Raw genomic sequence first — 16,566 nt, 5'->3', positions numbered from 1 at the left:
CACCGGGTGCCGGCGGTGCGTCAGTCCGTCAGCAGCTTGTCGCGCAGGGCGGCCACCGTGGCGTCGTCGAGCTTCAGGCCCTCGCGTACGTAGGTGTCGAAGTCGCCGTACAGGTGGTCCACCTCGTCGAACGCCGCGCGCAGCCAGCTCAGTTCGACGGCCTTCGGGTTGCCCAGGTAGTCGTTGCTGGCCAGGAAGTCCGCCTCGACGGTCCCGCGCGGGACGCCGAGCAGGGTGAGCAGGACGGCCGTGCTCCAGCCGGTGCGGTCCTTGCCGGAGCTGCAGTGGAAGACCGTCGCGCCGGAGCCGTTCGTCGCGACGGCCGTGAGCAGGTCGCGGAAGGCGTAGTCGGCGCCCACGAAGTTGACCATGAACGGGTAGCCGATGGACTGGCCGAGGTCGGACGAGCCGGAGAACAGCCCGGCCGCGACGGCCTCGGCCAGTGTCATCAGCGCCGAGTCGTGGAAGCGGATGCCGTGGCTGAGCGACACCACATCGGCGACCTGGTACTTCACACCGGCGGGCAGCCGGTCCGGGTCGTCGTGCCGCTCCACCGCGTTGCGCAGGTCCACGTCGAGGGTGAGCCGCTGGGAGAGCAGGCGCTGCTGCTCGGCGTCGGTGAGGCTGTTGATCTTGTTGGAACGGTAGACCAGCCCCGGGCGCACCCAGCGCCCGTCGGCGGTGCGGTAGCCGCCGATGTCCCGGAAGTTGCGGGCCGACCCGATCCCGAGCGAGCGTTCGGCGACGACGAGCGGCGAACCGATGTCCGGCACCAGCCGGAAGTACCAGCGTCCCGCTTCGGCGAGTGTTCCGGCGGGGACGGTCAGTGAACCGGTGCCGGGAGCGGTGCCCACCGGGGTGCCGGTGGTGGCGTCGGGGGCGGTCACGGCGGTGACGGTCACCGAGCCGGCGGCGGAGGACCAGGAGAGCGTGTAGCCGCCGTCGGCGGCGCGCGCGGCGGTGGCCGCGGTGAACGGTACGGCGGCGGCCCGCGCACGGGCTTCGGCGCTCGCCGCGGGTGCGCCGGCGGGAGTGGCGGCGAGGGCGGGCAGGACGAGGACCGTACCGGCGAGCAGGACGGCCGCGACGGCTGCCTGGGTGATGCGGTGCGTGCGCATGGTGCTCCTTGTCTGCATCCCTGTCGGGGGTGGGGGTGTCAGGAGGTGGGGGCGGCGGTGCACGGCGTGTCGCCGCAGACATCGATGACACGGCCGGTGGTCAGGAAGGCGGCCTTCTGCTGACGGGCGGCCGGCGAATTGCGAGGGTCCGAGTGCGGGTCGTGGCCGTAGACCGGCCCGGCGGGCGGGGTGTTGGTGAGCGGCGGGGTGGGCGTGCCGCTGTCCCACACCGTCATCGCGGAGCCCCGGTAGGGCAGTTGCCCGGACGCTACGGTCTTGATGCCCCAGTACGGGACGGTGTCCGGGCTGCGGCCCGGTGCGAGTACCGGGGTGATCAGCCGCGCGCCGATGGTGCGCGCCTCGACGTCGGCCGCCGCGTTGGCGACCTGGTGGTCCCCGTACGCGATGTGCATCAGCACCTGATGGCGGTCGGTGAGGTGGTTCGCGTACGCGTCGGTCTCGCCGCGGTCCCACACCATCTGGAACAGCTGGAGGACGATCTGCTGGCGCAGCTTGTCCGGGTAGGCGAGGTCCAGGACCTGCTGGAACGGCGCGAAGTCGACGCTGCGGTTGAGGAGCAGGCCGTAGTTCATGCCGGTGACGCCGAGGACCCCGCGCCGGATGTCGGGCGAGGCGGCGACCAGGGCGCCGCCGAGGATTCCGCCCTGGCTGTTCCCGTCGTACCCGATGCCGTGCCGGAGGTCGACGAGCGGGCGGCCGTCCGCGTCGCGGAAGGCCGCGTCGGTGGTCAGTCCGTCGGCGTGGATCAGTGCGCGGGCGAGGAAGAGGGCGTTCAGCATGCCCTGTTCGCTGCGCTCGGGAACGGCGGGGAAGAGGTTCGGGTCGGCGAGCGCGCCGAGGACCACGGGGATGTCCTCCTCCGCCATCCCGATCCAGTCCGTCGCGCAGAACGTGAAGTCGTGCTCCGCCGCCATCGCCTTGACATTGCCCGCGCCGACCTCGGAGCGGCGGCCGAGGAGGCCGTGCCCGTAGAGCGCGGGGTGCGAGGGGGTACGGAAGGCGGAGCGCGGTATCTCGCAGCGGAACTCGGCGGGTCGGCTGCTCCCCGGGAGCCGCCGGGGCAGGCCGTCGCGGCCGCGGTGCAGTACGGAGCCGGGCGGGCCGCCGGGCAGGTCCAGATAGCCGGGCACGCTGATCCGGCCGGTCACCTCCCGGGCGATCCGGGAGTCCTGCTCGGCCGTGAAGTCGGTGACACCGGTGACGGCGAACGCGGGCGAACGGCCGCCGAGCCGGCGGAACGCGTCGTCGCGGACGGTGAAGAGGTCGCCGGTGAGGCTGCGGGTGCTCGCGACGGTGAAGTCCCAGGCGAGATACGTCTCCTCGGACCGCACCCCGGCCCTGCGCAGGGCGTTCAGGGCCGGGCGGAGCTGACGCTGCCGGGCGTGCAGCGGATGCCCGGCGGGCAGCGGTCTCCCGGCGACGGCGGCGAACGGCCCGGCGGCCGGGATCGTGCGGCCCGCCCCGTCCTCGAGGTGCCTCAGGGCGACGGCGTAGTGGTGGCCGTCGCGGAAGTTGCGCGCGGGGTGGATCAGCAGGGCCCGGCGCGCGGGGTCGGTGGCGTTGGCGTCCGCCTCGGCCCAGTACGGCCACCGCTCCCCGGTCCGGGTGTCGATCAGCACCACGGGTGCGTCGGGGGCGAGGGAGCGGCCGATGTCGGTGAGCGGGGCGGTGCCGCTCGCCGCCGGGTCGAGGCCGGGAACGTGCGCGATGAGCGTCGAGCCGGGGGAGAAGCCGTCGGACCGGTTCCAGGCCGTCGGGTCGACGGGCCGGCCGGCCGCGGCGCGCGGCAGCGTGGCGGAGCCGAAGGACACCCGGCGGCCGGTGTCGGTGGCCGGGTCGGCCCGGGTGTACCAGTCGTTCGGGAACGGGAGCAGGCACTCGACGGGCGCGAGCGGGTCGCAGCCGGGCCCGGACGACCCGGCGGCCCGTGCCGCGGGGGCGTCCGGGACGAGCAGGGCGGCGGCGCCGAGCGCCGCCGCCAGCAGCCCGCGCAGCAGGCGGGGGAACAACTCCGGTCAGCTCCCCTGGAGGTGCGCGCCGATGATGGCGGCGTAGTTCGCCTCACCGTTCCGGTTGGGGTGCAGCGGGGCGGCGGCCGCCGTCGGCACGTACCCCTCCACCCACTTGTCCGACGGGGCCTGGCAGGAGTCGTGGCCCTTGCTGGGCGTGGCGAGGTCGATGTACTCGGCGCCGTGCGCCGCGCTCTGCTCGGCGATCACCGCGTTCATCCGGTCGACGCTGCCCTGGAGGAAGTCGGCGTCCACCGGGAGGACCGGCTGCAGCGGCCAGCAGCCGCCGGGCTTGATGTACAGGCCGTAACCCGTGACGATCACCCGGGCGTGCGGTGAGCGCTGGTGGATCGAGTCCAGTACGACGCCCAGCTTCGGCGCGAACTCCGCGATGCGCTGACCGACCTGGTCGACACCGCCCTCGTTGTACTTCTCCTTGCACGGCGTGGCGTTCGGGTCCAGGGTGGTGCACTTCTGCGCGATGCCGACCAGGCCGGCGTCGTTGCCGCCGATGGTCAGAGTCACCAGGTCGGTGTCCGGGCGCAGCGCGTCGAACTGCGGCGGGGCCGAACCCATCGGGATGTCGAGCAGCGACAGCGACTGCTTCTCCGTCATGTGCTTGGACGCGGCACCGCTGCAGGTGACGTCGCGCAGCGACGCGCCGAGGCGCTCGGCGAGCTCGTGCGGGTAGTTGTGCGTCGAGCGGCCGCAGGCCACCGGCCCCGTGATGTCCGGGATGAGCGGCCCGGAGGCCATGGAGTCGCCGAGCGCGACATAGGACGTGGTGCCGTCCTGGGCGGCGGATGCCGGAACCGCGCCGGTCCCCACGGCCAGACCGGCCAGGGCGAGCGCGCCCACGACAGTCCTGACGGATCGACAGAAACCCTTGTGCTGCGGCATGTTCACGGAATCCTCCGACGGTGGGGGGCGGGACGTGGCATGGCGTGTGACGCCGGTCATCATGCAGACTCAACAGCCGTCGTTTAACTGGTGGGTAACGCAGACTTCTGCGGGGGAACTTGTGACGCGTGACAATCGGCCGCTCGTCGTCACGGGGGAGCACGGCGCCCCGGAAGGGCCGGAGGAACGGCCGCTGTCCATCGCCGGACGCCCGGTGGCCGCGCATCTGCGCGCCCGCGTCCCGGCCCTGACCGGCCGTGTCGTCGCCCGGCTGCTGGCCGATCTGCCGGTCTACGCCGGGCTGCCGCACGAGGAGATCTCCGGCGACATCGCCGACATCGTCCAGCACAACCTGCGGCTCTTCGCCGACGTCGTCGAGCACCGCCGCCCCGCCACGGACGCCGAACTCGCCCAGCAGCGCGACTCGGCGGCCCAGCGCGCCGAGGAGGGTGTGCCACTGGACGCCATCCTCACCGCCTACCAGGTAGGCACGGCGATGTGCTGGCAGGAGACCGCGAAGGGGGCGCTCCCCGGTGACCTCCCCACCGTGCTGGAGATCATGGACCGGATCATGGTCCTCCAGCAGCAGCTGACCACCGCCGTCAGCAGCGCGTACCTGGAGGCGCGGCGGATCCTCGACAGCCAGGAACACGGCGGCCGGCACGCCCTGATGGCCGCCCTGCTGACCGGCGAACCCCTGGACCGCTTCACCCACCGCACCGGACTGCGCCCGGCCGCCCGCTACCTCACGATGACGCTCGCGCTCGCCCCGCACCCCGACGAGCTGAGCCAGTCACCGGGGCCGGGCGCGGGTGTCGCGGCCCGGCGCAAGATCCGCCGCGTGCGCACGGCCCTCGACCACTTCGCCGGTACGCCGGCGCTCACCGCGCTCGACGCCTCCGGCGGCACGGTGCTGCTGCCCGCCGCCGAACCACCACCGCCGTGGCGCGGACCGGACGGCCTGTGCGCGCTGATCGAGGAGGCGGCCCGCGCGGCGGGTGTGCCCATCACCGCCGCGGCGGAGACCGCGGAGCCGGAGGCGGTGCCGGCCGCGGTGGCCCGCAACACCGAGATCGTCGACCTGATCGCCCGTACGGGCCGGCCGCCCGGCCTGTACCGGCTGGCCGACGTCCTGCTGGAGTACCAGCTCAGCCGGCCCAGCGAGGCCCTGCACGGGCTCGCCCAGCTGCTGCGGCCCCTGGAGGTGAAGCCGGAGCTGCTGCGCACCCTGGAGACGTATCTCGAACTGGGCCTGGACCGGCGCGCCACCGCCGCCGCGCTGCACATCCATCCCAACACCGTCGACTACCGCATCCGCCGCATCGACCGGCTGACCGGCCTCTCCCCGGCCCGCCCGGCCGATCTCCAGCACATCAGCGCGGCACTGGTCGCCCGCCGTGCGGTGTGAAACGGGAGCGGGGCGGTGTCCATGACCGGAACCACCGTCAACGGCCGTTCGTTCGTCGGTGCATGAGCGGACACCTGGTGCGTGAGGGTCATTCAGGGACTGGTCCCGGCGAGATCACGCCGGACGGCTGCGCGGTCGAGCTGTACCGCCGGCTGCCCGTCGGTGACGAGCCGGAGGTGATCGCCGCCGCCGTGCCCGCCGGGGCGAGCGTGCTGGAGCTGGGCTGCGGCGTGGGCCGGGTGACCCATCCGCTGATCGGGCGCGGCTTCGAGGTCACCGCCGTGGACGAGTCGGCGCGGATGCTGGAGCACATCCGGGGTGCCCGCACCGTGTGCAGCCCCATCGAGTCGCTGGACCTGGGCGAGGAGAGGTTCGACGTGGTGATGCTCGCCTCGCTCCTGGTGCACACGAGCGATGACCGGGTGCGTGAAGGTCTGCTGCGGACCTGCCGCAAGCACGTCGAGGACGACGGAGCCGTGCTCGTCCAGCGTGAGGGCGCCGACTACCGCAGGAACCTGCCGCGGGAGAGGACGTATCCGGACGGATACCCGGGCGGGTACACCGTACGGATCGTCTCGGCGGAGCCCGTGGGCGACGGGGTGGACTCGGTGCATGTCGAGTACGTCTTCGACGACGCGCGCTGGACCCAGACGTTCCGCTCGCGGGAGCTCTCCAGGGATCGGTTCGAGGGGTATCTGGCGGCGGCTGGTCTGACCGTCGACCGGTATCTCACGGACGACGGGACATGGGTGCGCGCCCTGCCCGCGTAGACGGCGGGCCGTGCCGGACGCGGTGACCGGTCAGTGGACCGTGCTGAAGCTGCGCCACGGCAGGGCGGAGAGCCCGTTGACATCGCTGAACGTCGTCGCGAGGTACGTCGTCCCCGGACCGGTGCAGTCGAGCGTGCGATACAGGATGATGTCGACCAGGGTGCCGTTGTCCACCGCCTTGGCGCCCGCGGGAGCGAGCCGGTGGCAGCCCTTCACGGACGGGCTGTTGACCATGATCACGGCACCCCGCTCCGTCGTGTAGGTGATCGGCCCGACCGCGGTCCGGCCGAGGCCGGAACAGCCTGCGACGGTGAGTGTCAGGAGCGCGGTCCCGGCTGCGATGCCGAGGCGGCGGCGTCGGTGAGCGATCACGGGCATGGGCGGGTCCTCGTCTACGGGGTACGTGCTGACGCTGGACACCCTGCCCCCTGCGCGGCGCCCCGGCATCCGGGGCACGGCCGGGCGGGGGGACGGCCGCAGCACCGGGGTCCCGTCCGTGTTCCTATTGATTGAGACTGGGCATACCGTGGTATTAGCGGCTGAATCGTACAATTCATTTGATTCAGTTGGATTCAGTCAGTTTTCGGCTTTCAGGGGGCCGACATGGTCCAGGATCTCGTGATCGCGATAGTGGCGGCGGCCTCGGTGGGCACGCTGTACCTGGCTGCGGCGGCCAAGGTCGTCAAGCAGTACGAGCGGGGCGTCGTGCTGAGGCTCGGCAGGCTCCGTGACGACGTACGGGCACCCGGTTTCACCATGGTGATCCCCGGCATCGAGCGGCTTCGCAAGGTCAACATGCAGATCGTGACGATGCCGGTGCCGGCGCAGGACGGGATCACCCGGGACAACGTGACGGTGCGGGTGGACGCGGTCATCTACTTCAAGGTGGTCGACGCGGCGAGCGCCGTGATCCAGGTCGAGGACTACCGGTTCGCGGTGTCGCAGATGGCGCAGACCTCACTGCGGTCGATCATCGGCAAGAGCGACCTGGACGATCTGCTGTCCAACCGCGAGAAGCTGAACCAGGGCCTTGAGCTGATGATCGACAGCCCCGCGGTCGGATGGGGTGTGCAGATCGACCGGGTGGAGATCAAGGACGTCTCGCTGCCGGAGACGATGAAGCGCTCCATGGCCCGCCAGGCCGAGGCCGACCGTGAACGGCGTGCCCGGGTCATCAACGCGGATGCCGAGCTCCAGGCGTCGAAGAAGCTCGCCGAGGCGGCGGGACAGATGTCCGCCGAGCCGGCCGCGCTCCAGCTGCGTCTGCTGCAGACGGTGGTGGCAGTCGCGGCGGAGAAGAACTCCACGCTGGTACTGCCGTTCCCGGTGGAGCTGCTCCGCTTCCTGGAGCGGGCACAGCAGCCCGCGCAGCAACAGCTGACCCCGCCGGAGCAGAGCGCCCAGCCGCCGCGGCCGGCACCGCCGCAACGCCATGCGCAGCCGTCCCGCCCCGCCGACCGCTCGCAGCGCCCCGCGCAGGCCCAGCGCCCGGCTGCGGCCCAGGCCCGGCCGGGGCCGCAGCAGCCGTCGGCCGTGGGACCGGCGCCCATGCCCGCGCCCCCGGCCGCGATGCCCGCGCCCCCGGCACCCGTTCCCGCACGGCCATCCCGTCCGAAGCCGCTGGCCAAGCACTGAGGACCGGTTGTCGGACCCCCCGCCTAGACTCGCAGGAGTCATGAGGATCGAGCCGGCCAAGAGGACCGGCGCGGGAGGGGAGGGGGACCGATGACCACGGCACAACACCAGCAGGACGCGTCCGCTGCCCGCCTCCTGCGCTGTGCCGCGGTCTTCCTGCCCGCACCGCTGCCGAGGGCCGGGAGCGTCGCCTTCTGGGATCCCGACGGCGGTGCCCTCCCGGAGCCTGGCGCGGTCTGCGCACATCCCGCGGACCCGGAGAGCCCGGCACCCGGCGCGCGTACGGGGGAGATCACCGTCGTCCGCCGGCACGGCCAGGGGGACGGCGTCCGCCGGCATACGGTGCCCGCGGTCCTGCTGCCCGTCGCCGACGCGCTCCCGCTGCTGGTCCGGGCCCGGCACCAGGAGTCCGCCCACCCCGCCACGCGGTGCTGGGGCGCCGCCGCGCTCCAGGCGCTCAACCTGGCGGCGCGCGGCAGACTGCTCCCCGGCCTGACGGACGACGACCACGACGCCTGGCGGGCCGGTCCGCGCGACGCCGAGGACATCGCCCACCTCCGCGCGATAGCCGCCGCCATGCCCGCCGAGGGCCACGCGGTCCCGCTCCCGCACGGCACCCCGCTCCGGGTCCCCGACCCGCAGTGGCTGCTCGGCTCGTTCCTCGACGCGGTCGCCGACACCCTGCCCCGTACGCCCGCCGCGGCGTTCGCGATGGGGGCGCCCTTCGCGGCCCGCGAGGCCCAGCACCTGCCGGGGGCCCGTGACTGGGCGGTCGAGGTCGCGGCCGGGCTCGACGCGGGCGTACGGGTGTCGCTGCGCCTCGACCTGTCGGCGTACGAACTCTTCGACACGGCCGACGACAGGGACGGTGCCACCGGTACCGCCGACGCCACCGCCGCGCGGCACGCCGCCGCTGCCGTCACACAGGTGCACAGCCTCGCCGACCCGACCTACGTCACCGACGCCGCCGCGCTCTGGAACGGCGGGGCGGGCGAGCCCTTCGGCCCGCGCGCCAGGATCGACGCCGTGCTCGCCCTGCGCCGCGCCGCCCGCGTCTGGGTGCCGCTGGAGCGGTTGCTGGACCAGCCGGTGCCCGATGTGCTCGCGCTGACGGAGGACGAGCTGTACGAGCTGCTCGGCGACGCCGGAGCCCGGCTGGCGGCGGCCGGGGTCGGCGTCCACTGGCCCAGGGAGCTCGTCCGCTCGCTCACCGCCTCCGCCGTCGTGCGGCCCGCGCCCGGCTCGGCCACCGACGGCACCTCGTTCTTCGACGCCGAGCAGCTCTTCGCCTTCAACTGGCAGCTGTCGCTGGGCGACGAGCGGCTCACCGAGGCGGAGATGGACACCCTCGCCGAGGCCCACCGGCCGGTGGTGCGCCTGCGGGACCAATGGGTCGTCGTCGACCCCGCGCTCGTACGCAAGGCACGCAAGCGCGACCTCGGCCTGCTCGATCCGGTCGACGCCCTCGCCGTCGCACTGACCGGCACCGCCGAGGTCGACGGCGAACAGGTGGAAGCCGTGCCCGTCGGCGCGCTGGCCGCACTCCGCGAGCGCATCACCGCCGACCACACCACCATCGCCCCGCCGCCCGGCCTGGACGCCACGCTCCGCGACTACCAGCTGCGCGGCCTGGCCTGGCTGGACCGGATGACCTCGCTCGGCCTCGGCGGCTGCCTCGCCGACGACATGGGCCTGGGCAAGACGATCACTCTCATCGCCCTCCATCTGCACCGGGCCCGCCCCGAACCCACCCTGGTGGTCTGCCCCGCCTCCCTCCTGGGCAACTGGCACCGCGAGATCAGCCGCTTCGCACCCGGTGTCCCCGTGCGCCGTTTCCACGGCACCGACCGCTCGCTCGCCGGGCCCGACGGCGGTTTCGTCCTCACCACGTACGGCACGATGCGTTCCAGCGCCGCGCAACTGGCGGGCCACGGCTGGGGGCTGATCGTCGCCGACGAGGCCCAGCACGTGAAGAACCCGCAGTCGTCCACGGCGAAGGCGCTGCGCACCATCCCGGCCCCGGCCAGGGTCGCCCTCACCGGCACCCCGGTGGAGAACAACCTCTCCGAGCTGTGGGCCCTGCTCGACTGGTCCACTCCCGGACTGCTCGGCCCCCTCAAGGCATTCCGGGCCCGGCACGCCCGTATCGTCGAGAACACCGGATCGGCCGCCGGGCTCGCCAACGACGAAGCGGTCGAACGGCTCGCCCGCCTGGTGCGGCCCTTCCTCCTGCGCCGCAAGAAGTCCGACCCGGGCATCGCCCCCGAACTGCCGCCCAAGACGGAGACCGACCACCCCGTCTTCCTCACCCGCGAGCAGGTCACGCTCTACGAGGCGGCGGTCCGCGAGACCATGGCGTTCATCGAGGAGTCGGAGGGCATCGCCCGCCGCGGCCTGATCATGAAGCTGCTGGCCTCGCTCAAGCAGATCTGCAACCACCCCGCGCAGTATCTGAAGGAGGAGCCGACCCGCCTCGTCGGCCGTTCCGGAAAGCTCGCCCTGCTCGACGAACTCCTCGACACGATCCTCGCCGAGGACGGCTCCGTCCTGATCTTCACCCAGTACGTGACGATGGCCAGGCTGCTCGCCGCCCACCTCGCCTCGCGTGCCATCCCCTCCCAGCTCCTGCACGGCGGCACACCGGTCGCCGAGCGGGAACGGATGGTGGACCGCTTCCAGTCCGGAGAGATCCCGGTCTTCCTGCTCTCCCTCAAGGCGGCGGGCACCGGACTCAATCTGACCAGGGCCGCCCACGTCATCCACTACGACCGCTGGTGGAACCCGGCCGTCGAGGAGCAGGCCACGGACCGGGCGTACCGCATCGGCCAGACGCAGCCCGTGCAGGTCCACCGGCTGATCGCGGAAGGCACCGTCGAGGACCGGATCGGGGAGCTGCTGGAAGCGAAGCGCGCCCTGGCCGACACGGTCCTCGGCACCGGCGAGGCCGCGCTGACCGAGCTCAGCGACCGCGACCTGGCCGATCTCGTCTCGCTCCGGAGGCCAACATGAGCCCCCGCCCGCACACCGGCCCCGACCCGCGCCCGGTGGCGCGCCCGCGCCCCGGCCCCGACGACCTGCGGCGCACCTTCGAGGCCGTGCCGCCCCGCACCGGCGACGGCGAGGGATCCTTCGCGGACAGCTGGTGGGGCCGTGCCTGGGTGGCCGCCCTGGAGTCCCTCTCGATGGACGAGGGCCGGCTCTCCCGCGGCCGTGCGTACGCCGACAGCGGCAAGGTCGCCGCGATCACCGTCACCCCCGGCCGGGTCGTCGCCTACGTCCACGGCAGCCGCCCCCGCCCCTACCGCTGCGAGCTGCGGCTGCGGACCCTCGCCGACCCCGACTGGGACACCTTCCTGGACGCGGTCGCGGCCCGGCCCGGTCATCTCGCCGCGCTGCTCACCAAGGAGATGCCGCACTCGCTGGCCGACACGGCGGCCGAGGCCGGCATCGGGCTGCTGCCCGCCGCCGGGGACCTCGACCCCGTCTGTTCCTGCCCGGACCACGGCTGGCCCTGCAAGCACGTGGCCGCGCTCTGCTACCAGATGGCGCGGCTCCTGGACGCCGACCCGTTCGTCCTGCTGCTGCTGCGCGGCCGGGGCGAACGGGAACTCCTCGAAGAGCTGGGCCGCCGCAACGCCGCGCACTCCGCCCGGGAACGTCCCACGGCCCCCGCCACCCCTTCCGTACCGGCGCGCGAAGCCCTCGCCCGGCGCTACCTCCCGCCGCTCCCCGCCCCGCTGCCGGTGCTGCCGCATCCCGCACAGCCACCCTCGTACCCGGGCCTGCCCGGTGCAGGGGACCCGCTCGCCCTCGATCACCTCGCCACGGACGCGGCGGCCCGCGCGCACGCGCTCCTCACCACCGGCGCCGACCCGCTCGCCGGACTCACCCCCTGGCAGGACGCGGTACGTCTGGCCGCGTCCCGTCCCACCGCCGGGCTCACCGCCACCACCCGCGCCCTCTACCGCGAGCTGGCGTACGCCACCGGCCGCACCACCACCGACCTGGCCAGGGCGGTCGCGGCCTGGCGACAGGGCGGCGCCGGCGGGCTGGCCGTCCTCGAAACCCCCTGGGACCCCCCGGCCGGTCCCTTCGACCGGGCCCGCCCCGCACTCGCGGCAGCAGGCTTCCCCCGTTTCCAGCCGCGGCGCAACCACCTCACCCACCCCGGCGGCGCGCTCCAGCTCCGCTTCGGCCACGACGGCCGTTGGTACGGCTACGAGTCCGAGCCCGGCGAGGACGACTGGTGGCCCCGCGCCACTCCGGACCCCGACCCGGTGAGCGCGCTCATGGAGCTCAGCGGGGGCTGATCCCCCGCCGGTCCGGTCCGGGCCCAGCAGCTCTGCCTCAGTAGCTCTGCAGATAGACGAAGAGGCCGATCAGCAACACGGCGACGATCGGCAGCATGATCAGCCGGGCCTTGCGGAACCCCTCGTCCTCCTGGTCGGTCCGGCCCCGGTCGGCGCCGTGCACCGATGCCAGATGCTCCCAGGCCATGTCGGTGATCCGCTCCGTCGTCAGCAGTGACGGCGACCAGTCGCAGTGGGTGCAGACAAGGAAGTCGCGGTACGGGTCGTACCGGAAGTCCCGTTCGATATTGACCGTGAACACCTGGCCGTCCGGTGCCGTGGCCGTGAAGTGACGTACTGGCGTGCCCATGTGGATCGTTCCCCGTTCGGTGCGTGTGTACGGTCCCGTACCCGGCCGCGGCACGGTACCCGACCGGGTCGCAGCCGCTCCGGGCGCCGTCAGCGAGGCAGTACGGCATCGACGACATCCCGGGCGAAGTCCGGCGGCACCGGTTCGCGGCGGAGCAGCACCCGCATCCAGACCGCCCCCGCGATCAGGTCCAGCAGCAGCATCGGGTCGGCGTCCGCGGGGAGTTCGCCGCGGGCGGCGGCGCGGACGAAGACCGGCTGTTCACGGGAGAAGCGGTCGGCGAAGAAGTCGTGGGCGAGGAGAGTGAGTTCGTCGTCGGGCAGGCCGGTGCCCGAGGTCATCGCGCGGGCCACGGGTCCGGTACGCCCGTCGGTGAGGAGGCGGGTGATCTGTTCGGTGAGGGAGATCAGATCACCGCGGAGGCTGCCCGTGTCGGGGATGTCGATGTCGAGGACCCGGGCATGGATCAGGGCCGCCCGCAGGAGCGCCGGTTTCGAGGGCCACCAGCGGTAGATCGTCGTCTTGTTGACCCCGGATTCCTGGGCGACGGCCTCGATGGTGAGCCGGGCGTAGCCGCGTTCCGCGAGATGGCGCAGCGTGGTGTCGAAGATCGCCTCGGCGGCGCGGGGGCCCCGGCCCGGGCGGCGGTTCACGGTCGGGTCGGACATCGGTACTCCCGGGAAGAGCAACGCAACGTTGCGTTGTAAGGTGCGGTCATCGTACTTCGTACGGCGACGCAGGGGGCCCGGTATGGCGGAGGCAACGGTTTCCAAGGCGGTGACCTGGGGGCTGTTCGCCGCCTGGGTGGCCCATGACCTGGAGGAGCTGGCCACCATGGCCGGCTGGGCGCGGGCGGCCCGCCCCGGACTTCAGGAGCGGCTCCCGCGAGTGCCCGAGGCGCTCTGGAAGCGGACGGAGCTCTCGCAGCGGGACGTCGGTGTCGCTATCGGCCTCATGGGCGGGGTCATGGCGGCGGCGTCGGCGGACGGGGCGCGGACCGGCGGCCGCAGCCCGTTCTTCCGGAGCGTGCTGCTCGGCTTCGGGGTGCACGGTGCCGCGCACCTGGCGCAGTCGCTGGCGTACCGGGGCTACACGCCGGGGGTGGTCACGGCGCCGGCGGTCGTCATCCCGTACTCGGTCTGGGCCGTGCGGCGGCTGAAGGCGGCCGGAATCAGGAGCGGCGGCGCCGGCGCGACGGTTGCGGCACTGGCGCTTCTTCCGGTGACGGTGGCGGGAGTTCACGCGCTGGCGCACCGGATCAACCGGCCGCGCGGGCGCAGGGCCCGCGCGGCGGCGTGACCGGCCGACGGACCGGCCGAAGGAACGGCCGCGCGGCCGCCGTGCGCCGGAAGCCGGCGGCCGAGGGTCTGTGCCCGGGTGTCAGGAGCCGGCGGCCGAGGGGCTGTGCCCGGGTGTCGGAAGCCGGCGGCAGACGGTTTGCTCCCGGGTGTCAGAAGTCGGCGGTCGTGCGCTCCTCGATCCGGGCCACCGAGTCCTGGGCGTAGGCCTTCTCGTAGGCGTCGCGGATCCGCTCGATCCGGATGTCGCGCACGCGCGCCTCGGACGCGGGGTAGAGCAGGGTCAGTTCGTAGCTGCGCTCCCGTTCGATGACCCCGTGGGAGTCGCGCCACTGCCCCCGGCCGTCCTGGATGGTCAGCCCGTTCGGGAAGCGCGGCGTGACCTCCTCGTCGATGAACGCCAGGAACTGCCGGTCGGTCACAGCAGGTCCGCCGTCCGGGCGTTCGGTGCCGAAGAGGAGCCGGGTCTCGATGTACGCCTTCCCGCGCGAGGCGACGGCCTGCGCCGTGGACCGCGATGCCGCGGGCGCCTCGTCCCCGAGTGCGGCGGACGCGACGGGCGTCGACACGGTCAGTACGGCCAGGGCTACGGCCGCAGTGGTGAGCGCGGTGCGCTTCTTCTTCGGGCCGGTGAGACCCTTCGGGACGGTGAAACGGGGGAGACGAGGCACGGCGGGGACCTTCGTTCGGCGCCTGGGAACGGCGGTGACGGCTGGTGTCCGGCCGCGGGCGGGGAGAAGCCCGCACGGGCGGAGCCCGTGCGCGAGCGAGGGAGCCTGCGGGCCGGTGGCGCGAATGCGCGGGCCTCACTGTCGCAAGCGGTTCCCGCCGGGCGGCGGCAAGGACAGGTGCGTCCTGCGGAATCCACCCGTACGGGAAGAATAGGACGATGGTAAAAGCGTTTGTCCTGGCCGGATCGGCGTTGCTAGCTTCCTCGTTGTGGCGAAACTCAATCAGATCATCGCAGTGGAGAAGGGCGTCAAGTCCAAGGCCCACCAGGACCTGACAGCGGCACATCACGGCCTCCAGAAGACCGGTCTGCTGGCCGGGATCTCCCGGACGTACCAGCCGAAGGACGAGGAGGGCGAGCAGCTGCCGCCCGAGTCGACGCTGGTGCAGATCAAGGCCGAGGACGTGCTGCGGGAGACCGCGGCGACCCTGACGCGGCTCTTCGACGTGACCGCCACGAAGGACTGGGCCAACTGCGCGGCCCGCGCGGACGTGAAGGTCGACGGGCGGGTGCTCGTGAGCGACGTTCCGGTCTCGTATCTGCTCTTCCTGGAGAAGCAGTTGACGGACCTCAACACCTTTGTCCGCAAGCTGCCGGTGCTCGACGCCGCGGAGGCCTGGACCCAGGACCCGTCGACGGACTCCTGGAAGACCGAGCCGGTACGGACCCTCCGTACGAAGAAGGTGCCCCGCAACCACGTGAAGGCGGAGGCCACCGACAAGCACCCGGCGCAGGTCGAGGTGTACTACGAGGACGTCCCGATCGGGTACTGGACGACGGTGAAGTTCTCCGGCGCCCTTCCCGCGCGGCGCGTCAACGAACTGCTGGACCGGGTGGAGAAGCTCCAGCAGGCCGTGAAGTACGCCCGCGAGGAGGCCAACGGCGCGGACGTCACCGACCAGCGGGTGGGTGATGCGGTATTCGGTTACCTCTTCGGGTGACCGACCATTGATTCCCCGGCCGACTCATTTCGGCCGGGGTGCGCGAGGAGCGCAAGCTGAAACTGAAGCTTGTCGTGACGACGCGGTTCCAGTGGAGGTTCGAGTCCTCCCCCCGGCATTCAGTGCCTCCCGCACACGAACGGGCCGGGGTAGCCCAAATGGAAGAGGCAGACCGCGATCAATCTCAGACTCTTGCTCCAGACTCAGCATTCGCCACCCATCGCCGAATCGAACGGGCCCGTGCCCACGGGCGTCGAGATGCCGGTTCGACTCCGGCCCGCGGAGCTTCGATCTGCGGTCGTCTAAAGGCAGGACGCGGCGACATCAACCTGACACGGGTCCTTAAAAGTGTCGGCGTGCCGTATGGGTGGCACACCAGGGCTCGGGGGTCGGCTACACCCCCGGGCCCGCTCCCTTTCCGGACGACGCACCGCTCACGGCGCGCCGTTCACACCCGCGCGGGCAGCGACACCCCGCGCCCCGCGAAGAAGCGCTCGAAGTCGGACAGTGCGAGCTCCGCGGCCCGCGTCCCCGCCGTCGTGCCCGACGGGTTGTGGAAGTGGACGCCCGTGCCGTCGGCCGTACGGGACGTCAGCAGCACCAGATGCCCGCCCCGCCCCGGAGCGGGCTGTCCGGGGTACCGGATTCCGTAGTGCACCGAGGCCATGACCGTACGGCCGCCGTCCAGCAGACCGAGGATCTCCTCCGGCGCGAGATGACGGTGCACCACGGCGTCCACGCCGTGCACCTCGCGCGCGTACGCGGCGAACGGGGCGTAGACCAGACCCCGGATCCCGTCCTGCGCGTCCTCGGTGTACGCGCCGTACCGGAGCGCCCCGTCGCGCAGCGCGAACAGGGACGGGGCCCCCGCCCCGAGCGCCATGCGCAGGCAGGTCATACCGCACAGATGACCGGCCCAGCGCGCGTACTCGGCGGGTGACCGTGCCCCGGACTCGGCCCAGGCCGGGTCGGTGGCCGGATCGAGCCCGTCCTCCACGATCGGGCCGACCAGCTCGGACGAGGCGAACTGGGTATGGACGGGAAAGCTGCATGTGGAGCAGGTCACCGGGGGATCCG

Annotated in this window: 15 protein-coding genes and 1 pseudogene; 8 read left to right on the top strand and 8 right to left on the bottom strand. The window is 72.7% G+C overall.

Translation table 11 applies throughout. From position 1 onward, the window contains the following. Window positions 1–20: 20 nt before the first annotated feature. The 3 genes from AB0D53_RS11350 to AB0D53_RS11340 are packed head-to-tail and all read right to left on the bottom strand — an operon-like array spanning window position 21 to window position 4,054. Entirely contained in the window at window positions 21–1,118 is a 1,098-nt protein-coding gene (locus AB0D53_RS11350; protein ID WP_362443490.1) for a tyrosine-protein phosphatase, read from the bottom strand. Between the two features lie 38 nt (window positions 1,119–1,156). Further along, window positions 1,157–3,148, bottom strand: coding sequence for a hypothetical protein (locus tag AB0D53_RS11345; protein WP_362443487.1), 1,992 nt, complete (start codon window positions 3,146–3,148; stop codon window positions 1,157–1,159). Between the two features lie 6 nt (window positions 3,149–3,154). Continuing rightward, a complete protein-coding gene (locus AB0D53_RS11340; protein ID WP_362443484.1) occupies window positions 3,155–4,054 on the bottom strand; it encodes an SGNH/GDSL hydrolase family protein in 900 nt (299 codons plus the stop codon). 187 nt (window positions 4,055–4,241) lie between these two features. Between AB0D53_RS11340 and AB0D53_RS11335 the strand changes: the two genes are divergently transcribed. Further along, the gene (locus AB0D53_RS11335) at window positions 4,242–5,456 is read left to right on the top strand and encodes a helix-turn-helix domain-containing protein (protein WP_362443930.1); all 1,215 of its coding nucleotides are present in this window, start codon (window positions 4,242–4,244) and stop codon (window positions 5,454–5,456) included. A 62-nt stretch (window positions 5,457–5,518) separates the two neighbouring features. After that, window positions 5,519–6,226, top strand: coding sequence for a methyltransferase domain-containing protein (locus AB0D53_RS11330; RefSeq protein ID WP_362443481.1), 708 nt, complete (start codon window positions 5,519–5,521; stop codon window positions 6,224–6,226). A 30-nt stretch (window positions 6,227–6,256) separates the two neighbouring features. Here AB0D53_RS11330 and AB0D53_RS11325 read toward each other — a convergent pair whose 3' ends face one another. Next, a complete protein-coding gene (locus AB0D53_RS11325) occupies window positions 6,257–6,604 on the bottom strand; it encodes a hypothetical protein (protein WP_362443478.1) in 348 nt (115 codons plus the stop codon). Between the two features lie 225 nt (window positions 6,605–6,829). On the opposite strand from AB0D53_RS11325, the gene AB0D53_RS11320 reads away from it, so the two are divergent. The 3 genes from AB0D53_RS11320 (at window position 6,830) to AB0D53_RS11310 (ending at window position 12,171) form a co-directional block, all read left to right on the top strand. Beyond that, on the top strand, window positions 6,830–7,861 hold the full coding sequence (locus tag AB0D53_RS11320) for a slipin family protein (RefSeq protein ID WP_362443475.1): 1,032 nt from the start codon (window positions 6,830–6,832) through the stop codon (window positions 7,859–7,861). A 90-nt stretch (window positions 7,862–7,951) separates the two neighbouring features. Next, window positions 7,952–10,870 (top strand): DEAD/DEAH box helicase, encoded by a 2,919-nt coding sequence (locus tag AB0D53_RS11315; RefSeq protein ID WP_362443472.1) that lies wholly within the window; start codon window positions 7,952–7,954, stop codon window positions 10,868–10,870. Then, window positions 10,867–12,171 carry an SWIM zinc finger family protein gene (locus AB0D53_RS11310; RefSeq protein ID WP_362443469.1) on the top strand — a complete coding sequence of 435 codons (1,305 nt, stop codon included), beginning with the start codon at window positions 10,867–10,869 and terminating at the stop codon, window positions 12,169–12,171. Before AB0D53_RS11315 ends, AB0D53_RS11310 begins: the two co-directional genes overlap by 4 nt. Window positions 12,172–12,208: 37 nt before the next feature. Here the strand turns inward: AB0D53_RS11310 and AB0D53_RS11305 are convergent, their stop codons facing one another. Together AB0D53_RS11305 and AB0D53_RS11300 are read right to left on the bottom strand one after the other, a co-directional pair. Then, window positions 12,209–12,520: a hypothetical protein gene (locus tag AB0D53_RS11305; protein WP_362443466.1), complete on the bottom strand. Its 312-nt coding sequence runs from the start codon at window positions 12,518–12,520 to the stop codon at window positions 12,209–12,211. An 89-nt stretch (window positions 12,521–12,609) separates the two neighbouring features. Continuing rightward, on the bottom strand, window positions 12,610–13,188 hold the full coding sequence (locus tag AB0D53_RS11300) for a TetR/AcrR family transcriptional regulator (protein WP_362443463.1): 579 nt from the start codon (window positions 13,186–13,188) through the stop codon (window positions 12,610–12,612). A gap of 82 nt (window positions 13,189–13,270) precedes the next feature. Between AB0D53_RS11300 and AB0D53_RS11295 the strand changes: the two genes are divergently transcribed. Continuing rightward, the gene (locus AB0D53_RS11295; RefSeq protein ID WP_362443460.1) at window positions 13,271–13,819 is read left to right on the top strand and encodes an HXXEE domain-containing protein; all 549 of its coding nucleotides are present in this window, start codon (window positions 13,271–13,273) and stop codon (window positions 13,817–13,819) included. A gap of 151 nt (window positions 13,820–13,970) precedes the next feature. Here AB0D53_RS11295 and AB0D53_RS11290 read toward each other — a convergent pair whose 3' ends face one another. Then, the gene (locus tag AB0D53_RS11290) at window positions 13,971–14,489 is read right to left on the bottom strand and encodes a DUF3574 domain-containing protein (RefSeq protein WP_362443457.1); all 519 of its coding nucleotides are present in this window, start codon (window positions 14,487–14,489) and stop codon (window positions 13,971–13,973) included. Between the two features lie 268 nt (window positions 14,490–14,757). Here AB0D53_RS11290 and AB0D53_RS11285 point away from each other — a divergent pair, with 268 nt between their 5' ends. Continuing rightward, a complete protein-coding gene (locus tag AB0D53_RS11285) occupies window positions 14,758–15,489 on the top strand; it encodes a hypothetical protein (protein WP_329816956.1) in 732 nt (243 codons plus the stop codon). Window positions 15,490–15,521: 32 nt separating this feature from the next. Next, window positions 15,522–15,607, top strand: a pseudogene (locus tag AB0D53_RS11280). Between the two features lie 330 nt (window positions 15,608–15,937). Here AB0D53_RS11280 and AB0D53_RS11275 read toward each other — a convergent pair. Beyond that, window positions 15,938–16,555 carry a peptidase gene (locus tag AB0D53_RS11275; RefSeq protein WP_362443454.1) on the bottom strand — a complete coding sequence of 206 codons (618 nt, stop codon included), beginning with the start codon at window positions 16,553–16,555 and terminating at the stop codon, window positions 15,938–15,940. Window positions 16,556–16,566: the final 11 nt, after the last annotated feature.

Source organism: Streptomyces sp. NPDC048295 (assembly GCF_040652135.1).
GTDB lineage: Bacteria > Actinomycetota > Actinomycetes > Streptomycetales > Streptomycetaceae > Streptomyces.
This window is presented reverse-complemented; position numbering and strand designations above follow the sequence as displayed.

Excerpts from the sequence above, each read along its gene's own strand:
- AB0D53_RS11350 (WP_362443490.1), bottom strand. The coding sequence starts at position 1,118 with ATGCGCACGCACCGCATCACCCAGGCAGCCGTCGCGGCCGTCCTGCTC.
- AB0D53_RS11330 (WP_362443481.1), top strand. The coding sequence starts at position 5,519 with ATGAGCGGACACCTGGTGCGTGAGGGTCATTCAGGGACTGGTCCCGGC.
- AB0D53_RS11325 (WP_362443478.1), bottom strand. The coding sequence starts at position 6,604 with ATGCCCGTGATCGCTCACCGACGCCGCCGCCTCGGCATCGCAGCCGGG.
- AB0D53_RS11320 (WP_362443475.1), top strand. The coding sequence starts at position 6,830 with ATGGTCCAGGATCTCGTGATCGCGATAGTGGCGGCGGCCTCGGTGGGC.
- AB0D53_RS11300 (WP_362443463.1), bottom strand. The coding sequence starts at position 13,188 with ATGTCCGACCCGACCGTGAACCGCCGCCCGGGCCGGGGCCCCCGCGCC.
- AB0D53_RS11315 (WP_362443472.1), top strand. The coding sequence starts at position 7,952 with ATGACCACGGCACAACACCAGCAGGACGCGTCCGCTGCCCGCCTCCTG.
- AB0D53_RS11305 (WP_362443466.1), bottom strand. The coding sequence starts at position 12,520 with ATGGGCACGCCAGTACGTCACTTCACGGCCACGGCACCGGACGGCCAG.
- AB0D53_RS11295 (WP_362443460.1), top strand. The coding sequence starts at position 13,271 with ATGGCGGAGGCAACGGTTTCCAAGGCGGTGACCTGGGGGCTGTTCGCC.
- AB0D53_RS11310 (WP_362443469.1), top strand. The coding sequence starts at position 10,867 with ATGAGCCCCCGCCCGCACACCGGCCCCGACCCGCGCCCGGTGGCGCGC.